Here is a 19,764-nt window from a genome sequence, read left to right on the forward strand (position 1 = left end):
ATGCACACCCAGACATACAACCCTGTCGAGCAGGTCGCTCCGCCCCAGGAACGTCCGCAGCCTGATCGCGGCAGCATCCTGGACGTCGTCGAGAAGATCGGGTCGGTGGCCGTGCCGATCGCGGTGGCCCTGTACGCGATGCTCTACCTGGGCCTCCAGCACGTCTACGCGATCTTCGGCATCACGCCCGAGCAGGCCGGCCTGGACCAGGCCACCGTCTTCGCCAGGCTCGTCGGCACGCTGGTGGAGATCTTCCTCTACCTGCTCCCCGTCGTCGGCGTCATCGTCACGCTCTTCTGGCTGGTCAACCTGCTGACCAGGGGCGCGGCCGGGCGGGCGCTCGCCTGGGTCCGCGAGAAGTCATGGGTCGCCGCGACCCTCGCGGCGCTGCTCTCGGCGATCGGTTACTGGGCCTACCTGACGACCACCAACGGCGTGTCCGAAGACCTGGACATCGACTACGGCTCCGCCGTCCTGCCGGCGGTCGCCATCGCCTTCCTCGGCCTGCTGGCGCCGTACCGGATCATGCGCCAGCGCGGGTCCACCCGGGCCGGCATGAAGGTCATCACGGGTGCGCTCGTCGGCGTCGGTCTCGGCTTCCTCCTCGTCCTCCAGATGGTGATGGGAGCGGCGGACATCTACGTCAACGGCAACGGCAACGGCTTCCTCGACATGGTCGGGTTCAAGAACCAGTGGGCCACCGTCCATGACGGCGACGGCAAGCCGGTCGTCAAGGACGACGATCGCGTGCTGATACTGGGCGAGAAGGAGGGTGCCTACGTCTACTACAACTGCGGTGACCAGATCACCTACCGCCGCCCGGTCGAGGCGACCGTTCTCGGCCAGTTCGAGATCGACCCTGACTTCACCAACGGCGGTACCGAGGAGCCCATGGCCTGCGGCTACTTGACGGAGCAGCAGTGACCAGGGAGCGCCTGCGCTACTGGTTCGACTCCACCATGTCGAAGGGCACCCCTGCCCTCATCGGCTGGCTGGCGGTGGCCTCGGCACTGCTCGTCGCCGTCGTCACCCTGGCCGCCTGGCCGTTCGCCGACGGGCTCAGCCCGTGGCGGGTGGCCTGGATGGGTCTCCTGCGGACGCTCGATCCGGGCACCATGGGAGGCGACGACGGCAACTGGTTCTTCGTCTTCATGATGCTCGTGGTCACGCTGGGCGGCATCTTCATCGTCAGCGCCCTGGTCGGCGTGCTCAGCGCCGGCCTGGACACCAAGCTCGACGAGCTGCGCAAGGGGCGCTCCCGCGTGGTCGAGCGGGAGCACACCGTCGTCCTCGGCTGGTCGGAGGAGATCTTCGCCGTCGTGTCCGAGCTGGTCAAGGCCAAGAAGAGCGAGCGCAGGCCGGTCATCGCCGTCCTGGCCGACCGTGACAAGGTCGAGATGGAGGAGGAGCTCCGCGCCCGGCTGGGCGAGATCGGCAGAACCCGCCTGGTGGTCAGGTCCGGCGATCCGGCCGAGCCGTCCTCGCTGGCCCTGGTCAGCCCGGACGCGGCGCGCTCGATCCTGATCCTCTCGTCGGACGACGCCGAGCTCGTCAAGACGCTCCTGGCGCTGGGCAGCAGGCGGCGGACGGCATCGGGTCCGTCGGTCGTCGCCGCCGTCACCGACAGCGGCAACCTCACGGCCGCCCGCATCGCCGCCGGCCCCCACGCCGAAGTGGTGGACTCGCAGAACCTCGCCGCACGGCTGGTCGTCCAGTCCTGCCGGCAGTCCGGCCTGTCGGCGGTTTACACCGAGCTGCTGGACTTCGACGGGGACGAGATCTACATGTGGACCGAGCGGATGCTCGTGGGCCGGATGTACGGCGAGGCGCTGTTCGCCTTCGACACCGCCACGGTCGTCGGGCTGCGGCTGGGCGGCGGCCGGGTGGTCCTCAACCCGCGCAGCGACACCGTCATCGGCGAGGGCGACCAGCTCATCCTCATCGCCGCCGACGATTCGGAGATCCGGCTGGCCACCGCGCCGCCCGCCGTCCTGCCGAACACCATCGGGCTACCACCGGTCCCCCAGGCGGAACCGGCCAGGACGCTGATCCTGGGGGACAACCGCCGCCGACGGCGCATCCTGCGGGAGCTCGGGCATCACCTGCTGCCCGGTTCGGAGATCCACCTGGTGGGCCCGGTCGCCGAGGACGTCCCGCTGCCGAGAGACGTCCTCGTCACGGCGAAGCAGGGAGACATCACCGACCGCGCCACCCTCGAAGCGCTCAATCCCGGGATCTACGACCAGGTGATCGTGCTGTCGTGTGACGCGTACGAGCCCCAGAAGGCCGACGCCCGCACGATGGTCACGTTGCTGCACCTGCGTGACATGGACACGGGGGCGGCGATCGTCAGCGAGATGAACGACGAGCGGAACCGGCTGCTGGCCCAGGTCGCCGAGGCCGACGATTTCGTGGTGGGCGGTCGGCTGGTCAGCATGCTGCTCGCCCAGCTGGCCGAGAACCGGCACCTCGGCCAGGTCTTCGACGCGCTGCTGGAGCACGACGGGCCGGACATCTACCTCGAGCCGGCGGAGAACTACATCACGCTCGGCGCGTCCTCGACTTTCGCGACCGTGATCGAGGCGGCCCGCCGGCGCGGCGAGACGGCCCTGGGGTACCGGCTGTCGTCGGACAGCGCCACAGCGCCCCGTTACGGCGTGCGGCTCAACCCGCCCAAGTCCGAGCACCTGGCGTTCCGGCCCGGCGACCAGGTCGTCGTGGTGGCCGACAGGTGACAACCTGACGAGGCCGTCCCTGATCAGGGACGGCCTCGTCAGGTTGTCATGCGGCCTTCAGATGCGGCTCCAGGAGCTTCGCCCAGGCGGCGCTGACCTTCTCCCACTCCTGCGGGCAGCGCTCCGCCCTGGCCGCCGGCAGGAAGGAGTCGTCCGCCTCGCCCACCAGATCGGCGAACTTCTCGGGGTCGGAGCCGTAGACGAGGCAGGCGTAGTTGTAGCCCCGCTGCTCGTCCATGGAGTGCTCGTCGTAGAACGGCAGGGAGTCGCGGTCGGTGTCGGCCGCGGCGATGAAGTACGACTGGGCGGCCTGCAGCGCGAAGTTCTCCCCCTCCTCGCCGGCCTGGATCATGAAGATCGCGGACAGCTGGTCGACGGCGTCGTCCTCCTTGCCGACCGTGGGAAGGTCGAAGATGCTGATGACGGCGTGGCCGAGCTCGTGGAAGAGCGTGTCCATCAGGACACCGGCGATGTAATCCTGCTTCTCCTGGTCGGTGCTGAAATTCTCCTCGGCCTTGGTGACGGCGTCGGTGAGCAGCTCGTAGCAGATGGTGATCTTCTTCTCGTCGGGGCTCCAGAAGGCGTTGGCCTGCTTGCATTCCTCGGCCGCGAGGGTGTAGTCCCCTTCCGGCAGCTTCAGCACGTCATTGAACAGGTCGGCCGCCTCCTCCAGCATTTTCTCGTCCTTGAAATTCTTGGCCATCGCCTGGTTCACCTCGTCCTCGGCATCCGCGACGACAACGGAGAACGCGCCTTTCGCTCCGCTGTGACCGCCGGACGCCGCGGGGCTCTTCTGCCGGGCAGCCGTCGGCTCGGCGCCGCACGCCGTGAGCATCGTCCCGGCCAGGAGCGCCGCGACGGCGATTTCTCTGATCTTCAGGGTCATGTGGGAAACCCTGCCGGTCAGGCATTGACAGTCAGTAGACACCGGCCGTGGGCCGCTGCGCGGCGACGTACCAGATCGTCAACGGCCGTCGGGGCCGGGATCCAGGAGAGCCGAGTCGGCGATCTCCTGGGACAGCGCGCGGGCTTCCTCCTCGTACTTCCGCGCCAGATCGGAGTGGCCGGCCTGGCGGTACGCGGCGGCGAGCCTGGAGGCGTTCTCCAGCGCCATCTGCATCAGGCCCTGCTTGCGGTACGCGGCAAGAGCCTCGGCGTAGCAGGGGATCGCTTCCTCGTATCGCCCCAGGGCGGTGAGCACGACGCCTTTGATCGAGATCTCGAAGGCCGCGACGCCCACCGAGGCCGCCAGCGCGATGGCGGCCTCGGTATGGGCGAGGGCTTCTTCCGCCTGCCCGATACGGAGAAGGATCTGGGAGAGGTACGTCAGCGTCCTGGCTTCCACGCGCGGGTCGCCGGACCGGCGGGCCGTAGCCACGGCGCGCCGTGCCACGCGGACCGCTTCCGGCCAGTCCTGCCGCGTGGCGATGGTGAGGGCGAGCAGCGTGCCGCTCTCGGCGAGGAGGATCCCGTCGGCCGCCTGCCCGACCGCTTCGCGCAGGAGCGGCTCGGCGTCGGCTCTGCGCCCCATCGAGTACAGCACGCTCGCCAGTACGCACGCGGCGCCGGCTCCGGTCTCGCGGTCTCCCCGGTCCTTGGCCGCCTGGCGGAGCCGTTCCGCCGCGCCGCTGAACTCGCGGTGGTGGACGACCCGGTCCACCCGTTCCTCCAGCAGGCGCAGGAGGCGGACCGCCAGATGGATGTCGGCGGCCTGCCCGAGCAGCGGCCAGATGCCTGCCAGCTCGGTCTCCAGCCAGGCGGAGGCCTCCTCCTCGCCGGAGAAGCTCAGGCCGGGCCGGGGGCTCGAGCCGGACCAGGATCGCCCGAGCCCCCATGCCGTGCAGGCGTTCTGCAGGGTGGCCAGCAGGTGACCGGCCAGCCGGTCGACCGCTTCCTCCCGCTCGGGATCGGGTTGCCGGCGGGCGTACACCTTGAGCAGGTCGTGGTAGCGGTAGCGGCCAGGAACGGGCGACTCCAGCAGGCTGAGGTCGACGAGCGACTCCAGGAGATGCTCGCTCTCGTCCTCGTCCAGGTCGAGCAGGTCCGCCGCCGCGGCCAGCGGCAGATCGTCGCAGTCCGGCGCGGCCGCCAGCCGGAAGGCTCGTGCCTGCGCGGGGGCGAGCTGACGGTAGGACATCTCGAAGGTGCTCTGGACGTCCAGTTCTCCGGCGCGGAGCGCGTCAAGCCGGCCGCGCTCGTCGAGGAGTTCGGCGAGCATGGACTCGACGGTCCTGAGGCTGCTGAGCGCCAGCCGGGCGCCCACCACGCGGATGGCCAGCGGTAGGTGCGCGCACAGGGCCACCAGCCGTTCGGCCGCGGCCCGCTCGGCCGCCACCCGCTCATGACCGACGATCCGGGCGAACAGATCGACGGCCTCCCCAGGCGTGAGCGTGGCCAGATCGACCCCGTGGGCGCCACCCAGGCCCGGCAGCTTGGGCCGGCTGGTGACCAGCACCGCGCAACCGGGACTGCCGGGGATCAGCGGGGTCACCTGAGCGGCGGCCCGGGCGTTGTCCAGCACCAGGAGCATCCGCCGGTCGGACAGCAGCGAGCGGAACAGCGCGGAACGCTCCTGCACGCCCTCGGGAATCCGCTCGTCGCCCACGCCCAGGGCGTGCAGGAACGACGCCAGCACCGAGGAAGGGTCCAGCGGAGCCGGGTCCGCGCCCCGCAGGTCCACGTACAGCTGCCCGTCGGGATAGTCCTGCCGCAGGGCGTGGGCCAGGCGCACGGCAAGCGTGGTCTTGCCCACCCCACCGATCCCGGAGACGGCGACCACCGGGGGCGCCTGCCTTCCGGTTGCCCGCAACGCGCCGAGGAGGCTGTACGTCTGCGCCGCGCGGCCGGTGAAGTCAGGGATGTCGGGCGGTAGCCGGCAGGGAACAGGCGGGGCCGGTCGCCGCTCACCGGCATGGCGATGGGAAGCGGCCAGGGCCGGGTCACCGGAGATGATCTGCTGGTAACGGGCGGCGAGGTCCGTCGAGGGGGCGACGCCGAGCTCGCGGGCCAGGAACCGCGTGGTGTTGGTGTAGACGCCGATGGCCTCGCTCTGGCGGCCGGAGCGGTACAGGGCGAGCATCAGTTTCCCCACCAGGCGTTCCCTGGCCGGGTGGGCGCGGGTCAGCTCCGTCAGTTCGGCCACGAGGTACTGATGGCGGCCGAGCGTCAGATCGGCCTCGATCCTGGCCTCGAGAGCGGACAGCCGCAGCTCGGCGAAGCGGGCCCGCTGTCCTTCGGCCCACGCGCCGGGCAGTCCGGCCAGCGCCTCCCCGTGCCAGAGTCGCAGCGCGCTCGCGAGCATGTCGCCGGCCTCGGCCGGTGGGGCCTGCCGAGCCTGCCGGACCAACGTGGTGAAGTCGGAGGCGTCCAGGGAGGCGGAGCAGCCATACGCTCCGCCGACCGAACGGATGGCTCCCTCACCCAGCACGGCCCGCAGGCGGGACAGGTACGTGCGCACGGTGGCCGCCCCGGTCCGCGGCGGCTCGTCCGCCCACACGATGTCCACGAGCTGGTCGACGGTCAAGGATCGGCCCTCGGCCAGCAGCAGGGCCGCCAGGGTCAACCGCTGCTGCGGGGAGCCGAGCTGGAGTTCCTCCTCGCCCCGCCAGCCACGAACCGGCCCAAGCACCTCGAAACGCACAGATCACATCGTAGGTTGCGGCATACGACGAATCCGGCAGTCCCGGCAGGGCGGGGATAAATACCGGGACAGATCGCGGCAATGGGACCGGTTATCGCCTGTCAATGCCGCCCTGTGAGGCTCCAGCTCGTCCGTTGAGAACACGCTCAAGGAGAACTGATGAGCAACGAGATCGAGTTGACCGACGCCGAACTCGCGTCCGTCGTCGGCGGTGTGTGGCCGGATCTGGACTTCAGCCTGCCGGACTACATCGAGATCGGCCACGGCAGGGGCTGCCTCTGCCCGGGCCGGCCGAACCTGTACTAGCGGTTCGGGCCTGTCCGAGGGGACCCGGGCCCGCGTCTGAGGGGCTCGGATCAGTGTTGAGAGGCTCGCGCCCCGTTTGACGGCAAGGGCTGGAAAGAGCGCCGCCGGGGCAACCCGGCGGCGCTCGTCATGTGAGGAGTCAGTTGATGCGGCAGGTGTACCGCAAGGAAGCGCTACGACATCACCGGCGAGCGCAAGCTCAGGTTCCTTCGTCCAGCGAGATTCCCCGGGGGTGGATCGGCACCCTGTGGGCGGTGGTCGCCGCGCTGATCCTCGCCCTGGTCGTCATGAGCCTGCAGGTGGCGGGGAAGCTGTGAGGAAGGTTCGGCTGGTCCAGCAGAGCACGGCGGTGGACTGCGCGGCCGCCTGCCTGGCCATGGTCCTCAACCACCACGGCCACGGGGTGTCGCTGCGCGACGTGCGGGACAGGACGGGGGTCGGGAGAGACGGCCTGTCGGCGCGTGACATCATGCGCGCCGCCCGAGGATACGGGCTCAAGACGCGGGCCTTCTCGCTGGAACCGCAGGCGATGGCCGGCAAGCCACTTCCGGCCATCGCGCACTGGCGGTTCGAGCACTTCGTGGTGGTGGAAGCGTGGACGCCCCGCCAGGTGACCATCGTGGACCCGGCGGCAGGAAGGATGACGCTCAGCAGGAGGGAGTTCGCCAGGGACTTCACCGGCGTGCTGCTGACCTTCGAACCGGGACCCGGTTTCACCCGGCAGCCCCGGGCTCGCGGATGGTGGCACTCGCCCGTGGTGCGCACCGCCGTACGCGACAAGAAGGCGCTGTTCGCGCAGATCATCGCCGCGTCGGCGCTGCTGCAGGTGATGGGGTTGCTGCTTCCCGCGGCCTCCGGTGTGATCACCGATCGGGTGCTGCCGGGAGGCGATGAGGGGTTGCTGGCGTTTCTCGGGATCATGCTCGCGGTCGGGGTGCTCACCCACCTGGCTGTGGGACAGCTGAGGACGCTGCTGCTGGCGATGTTGCGCACACGCGTCGACGGGGAGATGACCGAAGGGATCGTCGCCCATCTGATGGCGCTGCCGTACCGGTTCTTCGCCCTGCGGGGAGCGGGGGACCTGGTGACGCGGACCGCCAGCCTGGCCCAGGTACGTGCCCTGCTCAGCGGGCAGATCGTCGCGGCGATGCTGGACGGGCCGATGGCCGCCGGCTATCTCGTCCTCCTGCTGGCCATGGAGCCGAGCTTCGGACTCGGCCTGATCATGATCGCGGGCCTGGAGATCCTCGCGCTCTTGCTCACCCAGCGCAGGGTCGGCGAGCTCATCACCCGCGAGCAGATCGCCCAGGCCGACGCGCAGACCAAGCTGATCGAGTCCATCAAGGGCATGGAGAACCTCAAGGCGGCGGGCGCCGAGCAGCGCGCGTTGAGCCGCTGGCGGGAAGCGTTCGCTCGTCAGCTGGCCGCCGCGCAGCTCGGCGGGCTGACAGCGGGCTCGGTCACCTCGGCGACGGCGACGGTGCGGTTCGCGGCCCCGGCCGCGTTCTTCTGGATGGGGGCCTGGCAGGTCCTGTCCGGGGACCTGAGCCTGGGACAGGTCCTGGCGCTGAACGCGATCGCCGTGGCGGCGCTCACCCCGCTGGGGTCGCTGATGGGCAGCCTGCACCAGCTCCAGACCGTGGGCGCGCACGTGGAGCGGCTCGACGACATCGCCGCCACCCCGCGCGAGACGTTTCCCGTCCAGGCGGAACGGCCGTCGGCCGTGGGCTTCATCCGGCTGCGCGACGTCAGCTTCCGCTACGACCAGCGGTCCCCGTGGATCCTGCGCAACATCTACCTGAGCATCAGCCCCGGAGAGAAGATCGCCCTGGTCGGCAGCTCCGGATCGGGCAAGAGCACGCTCGCCCGGCTGCTGCTGGGCCTCTACCAGCCGGACGAAGGCGAGATCTTCTACAACGGGCTGCCCGCCTCCCAGATCGACATCAGGCACCTGCGCACCCGTTTCGGCATCGTCAACCAGGAGCCCGTCCTGTTCAGCGGATCCATCAGGGAGAACATCTGCCTCAACGACCCTGACGCCTCCTACGAGCGCATGGTGCGAGCGGCCCGGCTGGCCCACATCCACGACACCATCGACGCCATGCCGATGAAGTACGAGACCATGCTCACCGACGGCGGGCTGATCTCCGGAGGCCAGCGCCAGCGCATCGCCCTCGCCCGCGCCCTGCTCACCGAGCCGGCGGTGCTGCTGCTGGACGAGGCGACCAGCCATCTCGACACCAGGACCGAGGCCATCATCGAGCACAACCTGAGCCATCTGCCGATCACCCGCATCGTGATCGCCCACCGGCTGAGCACGGTACGGGACGCCGCGCGGATCTTCGTCATCGACAAGGGCAGCGTCGCGGAGGTCGGCGACCACGACCATCTCATGAGCCGGAGAGGCCGATACGCGGCGCTGGTCGGCCATGACGCCTCCGCTGCGATCACCCGCGATCAGTCCTGACGGGCGGATTCCGCAGGTCCTCGCGGCCGGCGCCCGCGCCCCTTCGCTCCTCGTGCCGGCGGCCCCGAAACCGCGGGCGGGTCAGCTGATCGCGTGAAACAGGATGCCGTAGGTCTCCTGGGTGCTGATGGTGATCTCCCGCCAGCCCAGCGGATTGTCCTCCAGCAGATAGGTGCCGCGATCGGTCCTCGTCATGTCCAGCTGGCCCAGATCCTCGAAGGCCGACTCGTCGAGCCGCTGCCTGATCCTCCCCACGGCCTCCGCACAGCCGGACACCCCCTCCTTGGCCGCCATCGCGGCCCTGGCCTGCTCGGTCATGTAAGGCTCGGTGCAGATACGCGAGATGGAGTCGCTGCCCATCAGGCTGAGGAACGCCTGCGCCTGCTCGACCTCCTCCGGCAGCCCGCTTCCGGAGAACCGGTCCACGGTGGTCAGCGTCGTGGTCAGACACAGGAACCAGACGACCCCCAGGACCGCCGGCTTGACCCCGCGCAGCGTCCCCTTCCGGTAGAGGACGAACCCGACGATCGGCAGGACCACCACTCCGACGAAGCTGACGACGGTGAACAGGAACACCATGACGGCCAGCCCGACCAGGATCGCGGCGAACCCGCCCGTTCCCATCCCGCCCAGCGCCTGCTGCACCGCCCCGGGAGCCTGATCGCCCCAGACCTGGCGGTTCTTGGCCGCCAGCTCGTCGATGACGCTCGACCCGCCGCCAGGCGGCGGGTCGGCATGAGACAGCCTGGGGGCCGACATGCGGGGCGGGGTGCTGGGGACGTGGTGGTCGCGGTACACGCCACCGGACGAGTCGCGCACCTGGTCACCCCATTGGCCGTTCTCGCTCCACCGGGTCTTGCCCTGGGGGTCCTGGCGCCAGCCGGGTCCGTACATGGTGGTCCTCTTCAAGGTGTTCGGGCAGTCGTGTCTGCCGGTCGGGGTCGGGTGGGCTTCCTGCTCCGGGTTCGCGCGGGGCTCGCGCGGGGTTCGCGCGGGCTTCGTGCTCCGGGTTCGCGCGGGGCTCGCGCGGGGCTCGGGCGGGGCTCGGGCGGGGCTCGGGCGGGGCTCGGGCGGGGCTCGGGCGGGGTTCGCGCGGCGCCGTGCGCCGCGCGCCGCCTCGTCGTGCTTGGTGCCGCCCGCCGTATCGACGTCGTCGGAGGCGGGCAGCGGCGGGGGTCAGCGGGTGGCTTCGCTGCTTTCCCTGACGGCCTCTTCGACGTCGCGCTGGGCGACACGGGCGCTGCTCACCCTGGCGATCGCCCGTGACTGGTTGGTCCCGTAGTTGTCGTTCCACCAGATCCGGCCGACGCCCATGATGTAGCCGTCCGTGATCCGCAGGGTGACCGCGTTACTGCGTCCGCTGCTCCACCCGCCGACCGCCGTCGACTGCAGCTGACCGTTGCACACCCCGCGCGTCTGGCTGGGCCGTTGGCAGTGCTTGAGCTGGATGGTCATGTGCTTGGAATAGCCCCAGGTCTGGTTGCTGGAATTGAGGTACGCGCAGGCGACGGCCGTCCGCGAGTCGTAGAAGACGTGGACGTACGCGGCGGTGTCCCCGCTCTGGATCCGCACGGGCGTGTGCAGGATGCGCACGCCTTCGCAGCTCGCCGACTGGGCCGACTGCGCCGGCTGGGCCGAGGCCGCCGCCGGTGAGACCAGCAGTCCGGCGGTGAGCAGACCTATGAACGCGGCACGCATGAGTTCTCCTCGTGTCGTTGGCATGCCAGACAGGTTGGCCAGGAAACGACATCGGTGGAAGGATTTTGGAACTTGAACTGTCCCACCGCCCATACAGCGCTCTGACCTGCTGTTTCAGCGGCCCGGCAACGGTTACACGGGGGATCGCATGAACGTAGATGAAACGGCCGACGCGCTCGGCCATGCATTGGACGAGGCGGCCGCAGGCTTACGCGAAGCGCTGGAATCCGCAGGGAAACAGCAGAAGTACCTGGTGCATCGCGTGAGAAACGCCACGGCCTCGATGGTGTCGAACTGGTTGTCCGGTCAGCGCCAGCTCACCAAGGGCACCAGGCTGCCGGGTGTCGAGGACATGCGCGACATCGTCACCGCCCTCGAGGTGTCCGGCGATCGTGCCGAGCGGCTGCTGGCCGTCGGCGAACGGATCGACGACCTTCGCGGCGCCCTGGAGAAGACCGGACGTGGATGGCGCCAGAACGCTGCCGGCCGTATCGCCTCCGCCGCAACGGGGTCTCCTGACGCGCCGCCGCCGTCCGCTGACGCGCCGCCGCCGTCCGTCGTCTCGCCGGACCCCCTGACCGCCACGGTGCGACCGGCGGTCGACGCCACGACCGCCGCGGTGGGATCGACGGTCGACGCCATGACAGCTCCGGCGGGAGCGGCGGTCTACGCCACGGCAGCCCCGGTGGGATCGACGATCGACTTCACGACAGCCGCCATGGGATCGGCGGTCGACGCCACGGCAGCCGCGGTGGGACCCGTGGTCGGCTCCACGGCGGCCACCGTGGGCTCGATGGCCGGCTCCCCCACGTCGCCGCCCGTTGCGGGGGCGCTCTCCGCGGCGCCGCCATCCGTTGCTGCTTCGTCCGGCGGCGCCCCGGTGTCCGTGACGGCATCCATCGCCGCCGCACCGCCGCGCGCTGCCGGGACGCCGCAGCCAGACGTCAGGGATGCGCGTGCCGTACCCGTGGACACGCGAGACGTCGGGGTCCGGACCGACCCGGAGCGCAGCCACGGCGGCGGAACCGGGGGCCGGGGCAGGACCCCACGGACGGTCCCGGTGACACACGCCGCGCTGGCCGCAGTCGTCCTGGCGGGGCTGGCGTTCTACGGCGGCACCCTCGTCGGCGGCACCGACCGCCGCGCGGGCGAGGGCACCGAACGCTGCGGCGCGTGGACGCACGCCGGCCAGGGCGTGCAGCTACAGCCCTGCATCAAGGTCAGCGACGAGACCCTCATGGTACGGACGCGGCTGCGGGGCCCCGTCGGGATCAAGACCGACATGGCCGTCCAGCTGTACGACCCGATGACCGAGTTGCCGGTCTCCCAGCAGCTCAAGTGCCACCAGATGTACATCACGGTAGAGGGTCAGGTGCAGTCGTGCGGGTACTTCGCGGTCCGGACCCTCTCCGGGCGCGACTACGCCGCGAGAAGCTCCTGGAAGATCGAGAACGGCCCGGCGTTCATCGGCGAAGTCCTCAGCCCCACGCTGCGCTGGTGACCGACGCCGGCTACGGGCACGGGCCGCCTGGTTAGAGACCCGGCCGGCGCTCACGGCCCCGGGCCGCCTTGGTCGGGCCCACCGACCAGCTCGACCCCTACCGGTGACGCCCCTCGCTGGTCAGCACTGACCTGGGATCATCCTTGAGGGTCGCGTCCGGCTTGCAGCGGTTACTCGCGGGTGTCGACGGGATCAATGACGAGGTCCTGAACGCGGGGAAGCGGAGCCGGATCATCGTCGAGAGAGTAGACCTCAAGGCACGACAGGTAGCCGTCCTTGACGAACAGCAGTACACCGTCACCACGACCCGTCACACTGGCGGAGACCAGCACGTCGTCCCGCACCGGGGACGCGTCCGAACGGCGAGCAGTTCCTGGACCGAGGTCCCGCGTCGCGCAACCACAGCCACATCGACGCAGGACGACCACCTCAGGAACCTGCGCTCGCAGCTCGTCCACGCCAGGAAAGTCCTGAGCGAGAAGGGCCAGGATGACGGCTTGCTCCTCCTCGGACAGCGTGCGCTCGTGATCGGCCATATCGCCAAGGTAACCGCTCTTCAACGCCAAGGGCGTGCCGACGCGCGTCCGAGGGATGAGCATCGGGCATGCCCATGCCGTTCCAGACCGACCGGTGGCCGCGACTGGTCGCTCGTCGGCTAGTCCATCCAGTGGAACCAGGCGTCGAACAGCCTGTACGGCGGATCGCCGAGGACCGTTTCCACCCGAAGCCGAGCGTCCAGCGGTAAGGCGAGTACCTGCGAGCTCAGCAGTGCGACGCCGTGGCGGGCAAGGACCTGGCGCAATTGCCGAGACGCCTCCTCCCATCCCGGAAGGTCGATATCCATCACCTGGGAGAGTTCGGGCAAGTCATAAGCGCTGGAACCATCGGGTCCGGAGGATCGGGTACTGGGCTTGAGCAGCACCGCCAAAGGGGCGAGCCGGCACAGCGCCAGGGACAGCCCCTCAACGTGTGTCCAACCATCCATGGATCGACACATCGAACCGTCGCGTTTGGTCACGAAGACGTCGACGTAGGAGGCATATCCAGAGCCGTAATGCCGGAACTCGGCGTGGTGGACGGTCACCTGCGGGAGCCGGTCAATATCGGCCACGAGCCACCGGAGGAATCCCTCAACAGCCGTGGCTTCACCAGCCCAAGCCCCCATTGTGCTTGCCGGCTCGTCTTTCACGGCGCGGTGAAGGGCCGCCGGATCGGTCGCCAGTTCCGTGCCCGCTGACTCGCTCCGTGGGCCGCCGGGCAGGGTCATCGACGCGTCGAGGTCGACGTGCTTCATGCGTCGGTCACGTCCGGGAGCGTACGAGGGCTCGAGACCCCTGTCACCCGGTTTCTCGATCTTTGAGTGCTTTCGATCGGGTAAGGCGGACCAACAGGACGGGTGTACCCAACTTTCTGCGCACCGGCCGATCGTTTTCCCCGCGCGTGCGCCCTCGCCCGAAGGAGGATGACGACGTGGCCGAGAGCGTGATCCCGCAGCAGGGCATGTGGTTCGAACATGCCTTGGAGTACGAGATGGACCCCCAGAACGGCATCCGCCCCGCGCGTTGCGTGGTCACGTGCATCGCCGAACCGGGTGTCACAGTCCTGCCCCAGGTGCTCTGGCGGCGGCTTGACGACTCAGACGAGGACAGTCTGAGCAGCATCGACACCGACCTGTTCGACGACGTCGTGCTGCGCTGGCTGACTCCTGAGGAATGCGCTCTCGCGGTCATGGAGGCGCGATTCCACGAACATTGAGACCACCGGCGCAGCAGGCGCTTCGATCCCGCTGCCGGAGCGGGTGTCAGTCGAGCAGGCGGAGAACTCGTTCGGCCTGACGTTCCAAGGTGCCTGCGGGGTTGTGGGGTGTGGCCGGCCCATCGGGGCCGAGCATGAGGAACCACCCCAGCGCGAACAGGCGGCGAAATCCGCGTACGCGTTGGGCTTCCCGCTGGGTCAGGTCGACGCAGGCCAGCAGCCGCTCCGCGTCCAGGGTGCCGTCGACGCGGGAGATGTGCTCGGCCACCTCGCCGAGTTCGAAGGCGCGATCGCTGCGTCCGGAGTCTTCCCAGTCGATGAGCCGCACCCGATGCTCATCCCACAGGTAGTTGGCGTGGTTCCCGTCAGCCAGGCCGAGGACGGGCGGCAGCGGGTTCGTGGCGAGTTCGTCCGGGACGGAGGAGGCAAGCCATGCGGCGCCCGCTCGGAACGCCTGCCGTACCGCAGGGTCCTCGCCGAGGTCGGGTTGCTTGTCGGCCCAGGCGCGGACTTTGCGCACGGCGGCGGCAGGCCCCCACGCGGCCGGCTCGACCGCCTCGACCACGCGAATGGGGATCTCCTGGTGCAACCGGTTCAGAGCAGCGGCCATCGCGCGGATCTGTTCATCGGTGGCGTGCTGACCGCGAAGGACGCGTCCGGGCAGTCTGGTCATCACGATCGCGGGAGGACAGCCGTCGAACTCGGCGCGGACGGGGCTGGGCGCGAGGCCGGGCGCGTGTTCGGCGAGGAGCGTGAGCGCCGCCCATTCCCGGTGAGGTTCTCCTCGTCCCCAGGATGTGTATCGCTTGGTCACGACGTCGTCGCCGAGTTCGAGGTCGTGCGTGCTGAATCGGTCAGCCGTCATGCGCCTGCTCCGCCCCTTCTGCCGCCGTGCGGGAGGAAGGTTCGCCGCCGCCACCGAGGCCGCGCGCGACGCTTCCACGTCCCGTGCGGCGCACTGCTCACCGCCGCTCGTTTCCACCGTCCAACAGGCACGAAACCCGAGCGGTCCCAGCGCAGGTCGGGTCGGCGCTGGGAATTCTCGCGCTCGTCTGGATCGCAGGGAGCCTACTGGTCCAGATTCTCGCGTTCACTGGGATCAGCGCGGGGCGGTGGCGGGTGTGCGGGCGGCGGCTCGGGTGACGATGCGCGTGCGGGTCCACCGGGCCATGACGCCGCGGCGTTCCAGTTCCAGGACGACGAGGAGGCCCAGGGCCGGTACGGCGCCGCCGACGACCGCACCCGCGAGGAGGGCGAGGTACGGCGCGCCGGAGCGGGCGAGGCGCCGGAGCGCCGGGGCGGGCCGTCCGGTCTGCGCGTCGCGGAACGTGACGTGTACGGACGCCCGGCCCGGTGTGGCGCCGTCCTCTCGCGCGGCCGGGATGAGGATGAAGATGACCAGCCCGGTCACCGCGTACGACAGGCCGGGCAGGAGGTCTCGCAGGAGGGCGTCGGCGGGCATCGGGCCGCCGGTGAGGAGCCCGTGGGCCTGGACGGCGAGCAGCCCGAACAGCGGGGAGGCGAAGAACCACACCACGCCGTCGAGCAGCATGGCGAGTGTCAGCCGTCCGATGGTGGGCGGCGCGAGGTCCGGGACGGGCGCGGGCCACGGATCCGGCAGCAGCCGGGCGGCCGAGACCCCCAGTGCCCAGCCGAGTCCGGCGCCGGCCGTGTTGATGATCAGATCGTCCAGGTCGAACAGCCGATACGCGCAGGGGTAGAGGCCCCACAGGCCGGTGAGCTGGGTCAGCTCGATCGCCAGCGAACCGGCGAAGGAGATCAGCAGGGTGCGCGGCAGGCCGAGCCGCTGCCGGTAGCGCAGCAGGAAGCCCAGTGGCACGAACAGGGCGACGTTGAACACGATCTGCAGCATCGACCTGCTGTACAGCGCGGCGAACAGGCCCTGTCCGGCGTTCTCCCTGATCACGTCCTGGACGCTCGACAGCGGCTGCCAGCGCGGCGTCGCGAGGCTCTGCCGGATCGCGCAGAAGTCCGGCGTCACCTCGGGCAGCGGGAACAGGGTGAAGGCCACCACGCCGCAGGCGTACAGGACGAGCATCGCCGTGACGAACCCCGACCATCGCCCGATGCGCCCGAAACGGCCGTACTGCCGGGACACGAAGGGCAGCAGCAGCAACGCGATGGCCAGCGGGGCGAGCAGCAAGGCGATTTTCGCCTGGGTCAGGTAGATCTCCACAAGGGGCGGAGTCTAGCCAGAAAGGACATATCGCCCTAAATTCCGCATAGACCGCATCCGCCCCACATGTCCTCTGCCGCCGTGCTCGCCCGTTCGTCGACGCGACCGCGTCGAAGACGCACGCCGTGCACGGGGAAGCGGGGCGCCCGAGAGCCCTCGCCGCCGCACCCGGCCGGGGCGGCGGCGAGGAGATGGGGTCAGGTCACCGGCTCCGCCTGTGAGCGGCGGAAGACGCGCGTGTCCCAGACGGCGACGCCCGCCAGCACCAGCAGCCCGGCGACGGTCAGCGCGAGCGGCGGGACGGCGGGCACCAGCAGCCCCACGACGACCATCGCGCACAGCACGCCGATCGCGACGATCCGGCCGGTCGACAGGGCGCCGAACACGGCCCGCTTGAACATCGTGTGCCCGGCCAGGTAGAGCACGGGCCCGCCGAGCGCCATCAGCACGGTCCAGGGGCTGGAGTGCCCGCCGGGGTGCGCGATCACCAGTTCGTCGCCGACCGCCGAGACGATGATGCCGGCCACCATCGGGATGTGCATGTAGGTGTAGGCGGAGCGTCCGAGGCGTCCGGGGTCGTCGGAGCTCTCGATGCGTTCCGCGGCGAGGTCGGCGGTGAGGTCGAAGTACACCCACCACATGGCGATGCTGCCGAGCAGGCAGACGGCGAAGGCGACGAACGTCAGCGCGTCGGTCCTGGCGTCGGCCAGCGTGGTGCCGGTGACCAGGATCGACTCGCCGAGCGCGATGATGACGAACAGCTGGCAGCGCTCCGCCATGTGCCCGCCGTCGATCGTCCACTCGGTGGTGGTGGAACGTCCGAGCCCGGGGGTGCGGAAGCCGGCCGCCGGCGCGCCATAGTCGATCAGCAGCGCGACCACCCAGAGCGCCGCCTGCGCGGTGCCGCCGAGGATCGCGCCCGCGATCCAGAACAGCGCGGAGAGGGCGAACCAGAACCCGACCCCCAGGAACACCCGTTGCAGCGCGTGTCCGCGGGTGAGCAGCGCGACCACGATGGTACGGCCGATCTGGATCGCCACGTAGGCGCACGCGAACCAGATCGCCCGGTCGCCGAACGCCTCGGGCACCGCGGCCGCCATGACCAGGCTGGCCAGCATGAGCCCGGCCAGCGTGAGTCTGATCACCGGGTGGTTGGGGTCGCAGAAGTTGGTGGTCCACGCGGTGTACATCCACGCCCACCACACGGCCAGCATCAGGAACAGCGTCTGCAGCGCGCCCCCGGCTGTCGGGTGTTCGAGCAGGAGGTGGGACAGCTGGGTGACGGCGAAGACGAAGACCAGGTCGAAGAAGAGCTCGAAGGGGGCGACCCTGGGGCCCTCCGCGTGGAGGCGCAGCACGCTCATCGGGGCGTGACGCCTTCCTGGCGGGCGCCGCGGGCCCCGGCGGCGGGCTCGGGCGCAGGCGTCTGCGATAAGGAGTCAGGCCCGGCGCTGCGCCGGACATCGATCAGGAGCGACATGCGGCACACCTTAGTGACACCGGCCCCCTGATGTTCGCGTCAGGCCTGTCCGGAAGCCCGCTGGCGCTGGTTGTAGCGGCCGACCTTGGCCCGGTTGCCGCACACGTCCATCCGGCACCAGCGACGGCTGCGGTTCTTGCTCACGTCGAGGAACCACAGCACGCACCGCGGGTTGCCGCAGGGCCGTACCCGTTCGGGGCGCTCGCCCAGCTCGCGCACCAGGTCGGCGGCCGCCGTCCACGCGGAGTGCCAGGACGGGTCGTCAAGCACCAGCTTCTCGTACGGCCCGCCGTCGCCGATCTGGGGCCGCCGGCCGCCGTGGGAGAGCACGGCGTTGAGCGGCGCGGAGCCGCGTCCTTCGAGCTGGTCGCGCATGGCGGCCCTGGCCTGTGTCAGGCGGTCTCGGACCCGATCGAGGTCGTCGCCGCCGGGCAGGTCGTGGTCGGCCAGCCAGGCCAGCACCCCTTCGGGCGTGTCGAACTGGTCGACGAGCGCCCCGTTCTCCACCCAGACGGTGTCGACCAGGTCCAGCCCCAGGGGCTCGTCGCGGAGCGGCCGGATCCTCAAAACTAACCCCTCAAGATGAGTTGACCGGTTAACGTCGGCCATGCTATCACTTAACCATCAAACCTCGTTTAGGGAGTTAATGATGACGATCGCGTACCGCACCGCGGTGATCGACGGGCTTGACGTCTTCTACCGTGAGGCCGGCGACCCCTCGGCGCCCACGCTTGTCCTGTTGCACGGCTTCCCGACCTCGTCGATCGCCTACCAGGAGCTGATCGCCGAGCTGGCCGACGAGTTCCATCTGGTCGCGCCCGACTACCCCGGCTACGGGCACAGCTCGGCGCCCTCCGCGCAGGACTGGGAGTACACCTTCGACCACCTCGCCGACGTGGTCGACCGGCTGCTCGACTCGATCGGCGTGACCCGCTACGCCGTCTACGTGCACGACTACGGCGCCCCCGTGGGCTTCCGTCTCGCGGTGCGCCACCCCGAGCGGATCACCGGCATCGTCACCCAGAACGGCAACGCCTACGAGGAGGGCCTGACCCCCTTCTGGGAGCCGATCAGGGCCTACTGGGCCGAGCCGTCCAAGGAGAACGGCGACGCCCTGCGCGGCCTGCTCACCCGGGACGCCACGCACTGGCAGTACACCCACGGCGTGCCCGACACCTCGCTGGTCAACCCCGACAAGGAGGCCTTCGACCAGGCGCTCCTCGACCGGCCCGGCAACCAGGAGATCCAGCTCGCCCTGTTCCTGGACTACGGCACCAACCCGCCCCGCTACCAGGAATGGCAGGACTACCTGCGCACCCACCAGCCGCCGCTGCTGGCCGTCTGGGGACGCAACGACGAGATCTTCGGTCCTGACGGCGCGCGCGCCTTCGCCCGCGATCTCAAGCAGGCGCGCATCCACCTGCTGGACGCCGGCCACTTCCCGCTCACGACCGAACTGGAGCAGAGCGCCGCCCTGATCCGCGACTTCCTCCGCTCGCTGCGAACCTCGCTATGAACGGGGTCCAGCTGAAGAGCGTGCTGACGGCGACCTTGGCCGCCCTGGCCGGGTTACTGCTGCTGGCCGCCGTCACCAGCTTCACCGGGCTGGCGCTGTTCGCGCTGCCGTTCGCGGCGACCGCCGGGATCGTGGCGCTGGCGCCGAGCGCGCCGTTCGCGCAGCCGCGCAGCATCGTGCTCGGGCACGTCAGCGCGACGGTCGTCGCGCTCGTGCTCACCGCGCTGGCCGGCCCGTCGGTGTGGACGGCCGCGGTCGCGGCGGCGCTGTCCACGGCGCCGATGATGCTGCTGCGCGCTCCGCACCCGCCGGCCGGCGCCACCGCGGCGCTCGTCGGCCTCACCGCCCCCGCGCCGCTGTTCCTGCTGAGCCCGGTGGTCACGGCCAGCGCCGTCGTGATCGCGGGCGGCGTGGTGCTCGGCCGGATCCTGCCGGGCCACCGCTACCCGGCCTCCTGGCGGTGACGGCC

General features: G+C 70.1%; 19 protein-coding genes. 9 read left to right on the forward strand and 10 right to left on the reverse strand.

Annotation, left to right across the window (positions count from 1 at the left end; translation table 11 throughout):
* Window positions 1-924 carry a hypothetical protein gene (locus tag ACWEVS_RS38255; protein WP_449921727.1) on the forward strand — a complete coding sequence of 308 codons (924 nt, stop codon included), beginning with the start codon at window positions 1-3 and terminating at the stop codon, window positions 922-924.
* Window positions 921-2,735 (forward strand): CASTOR/POLLUX-related putative ion channel, encoded by a 1,815-nt coding sequence (locus ACWEVS_RS38260; RefSeq protein ID WP_452413669.1) that lies wholly within the window; start codon window positions 921-923, stop codon window positions 2,733-2,735. Before ACWEVS_RS38255 ends, ACWEVS_RS38260 begins: the two co-directional genes overlap by 4 nt.
* A gap of 46 nt (window positions 2,736-2,781) precedes the next feature.
* On the opposite strand, the gene ACWEVS_RS38265 is transcribed toward ACWEVS_RS38260, so the two are convergent.
* Window positions 2,782-3,621, reverse strand: a complete 840-nt coding sequence (locus ACWEVS_RS38265) for a DUF4344 domain-containing metallopeptidase (protein WP_449921733.1) — start codon at window positions 3,619-3,621, stop codon at window positions 2,782-2,784.
* A gap of 78 nt (window positions 3,622-3,699) precedes the next feature.
* Window positions 3,700-6,375, reverse strand: a complete 2,676-nt coding sequence (locus tag ACWEVS_RS38270; protein WP_452555624.1) for a BTAD domain-containing putative transcriptional regulator — start codon at window positions 6,373-6,375, stop codon at window positions 3,700-3,702.
* A 159-nt stretch (window positions 6,376-6,534) separates the two neighbouring features.
* On the opposite strand from ACWEVS_RS38270, the gene ACWEVS_RS38275 reads away from it, so the two are divergent.
* From ACWEVS_RS38275 to ACWEVS_RS38285, 3 genes are all read left to right on the forward strand, one after another.
* Window positions 6,535-6,681: a hypothetical protein gene (locus ACWEVS_RS38275; protein WP_354915858.1), complete on the forward strand. Its 147-nt coding sequence runs from the start codon at window positions 6,535-6,537 to the stop codon at window positions 6,679-6,681.
* Between the two features lie 146 nt (window positions 6,682-6,827).
* The gene (locus tag ACWEVS_RS38280) at window positions 6,828-6,998 is read left to right on the forward strand and encodes a hypothetical protein (RefSeq protein WP_449921739.1); all 171 of its coding nucleotides are present in this window, start codon (window positions 6,828-6,830) and stop codon (window positions 6,996-6,998) included.
* On the forward strand, window positions 6,995-9,148 hold the full coding sequence (locus ACWEVS_RS38285; protein WP_452555627.1) for a peptidase domain-containing ABC transporter: 2,154 nt from the start codon (window positions 6,995-6,997) through the stop codon (window positions 9,146-9,148). The genes ACWEVS_RS38280 and ACWEVS_RS38285 overlap by 4 nt, the downstream gene beginning before the upstream one ends.
* An 81-nt stretch (window positions 9,149-9,229) precedes the next feature.
* Here the strand turns inward: ACWEVS_RS38285 and ACWEVS_RS38290 are convergent, their stop codons facing one another.
* Both ACWEVS_RS38290 and ACWEVS_RS38295 read right to left on the reverse strand, forming a co-directional pair.
* On the reverse strand, window positions 9,230-10,042 hold the full coding sequence (locus ACWEVS_RS38290) for a hypothetical protein (RefSeq protein WP_452413665.1): 813 nt from the start codon (window positions 10,040-10,042) through the stop codon (window positions 9,230-9,232).
* A gap of 282 nt (window positions 10,043-10,324) precedes the next feature.
* Complete coding sequence (locus ACWEVS_RS38295; RefSeq protein ID WP_449921745.1) at window positions 10,325-10,846, reverse strand: hypothetical protein; 522 nt, start codon at window positions 10,844-10,846, stop codon at window positions 10,325-10,327.
* A gap of 148 nt (window positions 10,847-10,994) precedes the next feature.
* On the opposite strand from ACWEVS_RS38295, the gene ACWEVS_RS38300 reads away from it, so the two are divergent.
* The gene (locus tag ACWEVS_RS38300) at window positions 10,995-12,347 is read left to right on the forward strand and encodes a hypothetical protein (RefSeq protein WP_452555629.1); all 1,353 of its coding nucleotides are present in this window, start codon (window positions 10,995-10,997) and stop codon (window positions 12,345-12,347) included.
* 170 nt (window positions 12,348-12,517) lie between these two features.
* On the opposite strand, the gene ACWEVS_RS38305 is transcribed toward ACWEVS_RS38300, so the two are convergent.
* Together ACWEVS_RS38305 and ACWEVS_RS38310 are read right to left on the reverse strand one after the other, a co-directional pair.
* Window positions 12,518-12,883, reverse strand: a complete 366-nt coding sequence (locus tag ACWEVS_RS38305; RefSeq protein ID WP_452555631.1) for a hypothetical protein — start codon at window positions 12,881-12,883, stop codon at window positions 12,518-12,520.
* A 119-nt stretch (window positions 12,884-13,002) separates the two neighbouring features.
* Window positions 13,003-13,641, reverse strand: coding sequence for a hypothetical protein (locus tag ACWEVS_RS38310; RefSeq protein WP_452555632.1), 639 nt, complete (start codon window positions 13,639-13,641; stop codon window positions 13,003-13,005).
* Window positions 13,642-13,817: 176 nt separating this feature from the next.
* On the opposite strand from ACWEVS_RS38310, the gene ACWEVS_RS38315 reads away from it, so the two are divergent.
* Entirely contained in the window at window positions 13,818-14,102 is a 285-nt protein-coding gene (locus ACWEVS_RS38315; protein ID WP_449921754.1) for a hypothetical protein, read from the forward strand.
* Window positions 14,103-14,148: 46 nt separating this feature from the next.
* Here the strand turns inward: ACWEVS_RS38315 and ACWEVS_RS38320 are convergent, their stop codons facing one another.
* The 4 genes from ACWEVS_RS38320 to ACWEVS_RS38335 form a co-directional block, all read right to left on the reverse strand.
* Window positions 14,149-14,967, reverse strand: a complete 819-nt coding sequence (locus ACWEVS_RS38320; RefSeq protein WP_449921755.1) for a phosphotransferase family protein — start codon at window positions 14,965-14,967, stop codon at window positions 14,149-14,151.
* A 234-nt stretch (window positions 14,968-15,201) separates the two neighbouring features.
* Window positions 15,202-16,299 carry a VanZ family protein gene (locus tag ACWEVS_RS38325; RefSeq protein ID WP_452555635.1) on the reverse strand — a complete coding sequence of 366 codons (1,098 nt, stop codon included), beginning with the start codon at window positions 16,297-16,299 and terminating at the stop codon, window positions 15,202-15,204.
* A gap of 197 nt (window positions 16,300-16,496) precedes the next feature.
* Window positions 16,497-17,663, reverse strand: a complete 1,167-nt coding sequence (locus ACWEVS_RS38330; RefSeq protein WP_452413654.1) for a low temperature requirement protein A — start codon at window positions 17,661-17,663, stop codon at window positions 16,497-16,499.
* Between the two features lie 155 nt (window positions 17,664-17,818).
* Window positions 17,819-18,346 carry a CGNR zinc finger domain-containing protein gene (locus ACWEVS_RS38335; protein ID WP_449921761.1) on the reverse strand — a complete coding sequence of 176 codons (528 nt, stop codon included), beginning with the start codon at window positions 18,344-18,346 and terminating at the stop codon, window positions 17,819-17,821.
* An 82-nt stretch (window positions 18,347-18,428) separates the two neighbouring features.
* Between ACWEVS_RS38335 and ACWEVS_RS38340 the strand changes: the two genes are divergently transcribed.
* Both ACWEVS_RS38340 and ACWEVS_RS38345 read left to right on the forward strand, forming a co-directional pair.
* Window positions 18,429-19,295: an alpha/beta fold hydrolase gene (locus ACWEVS_RS38340; RefSeq protein ID WP_452555637.1), complete on the forward strand. Its 867-nt coding sequence runs from the start codon at window positions 18,429-18,431 to the stop codon at window positions 19,293-19,295.
* Complete coding sequence (locus ACWEVS_RS38345; RefSeq protein ID WP_449921765.1) at window positions 19,292-19,759, forward strand: HPP family protein; 468 nt, start codon at window positions 19,292-19,294, stop codon at window positions 19,757-19,759. The genes ACWEVS_RS38340 and ACWEVS_RS38345 overlap by 4 nt, the downstream gene beginning before the upstream one ends.
* The last annotated feature ends 5 nt before the right edge of the window (window positions 19,760-19,764 follow it).

The organism is Nonomuraea sp. NPDC003754 (assembly GCF_053605785.1).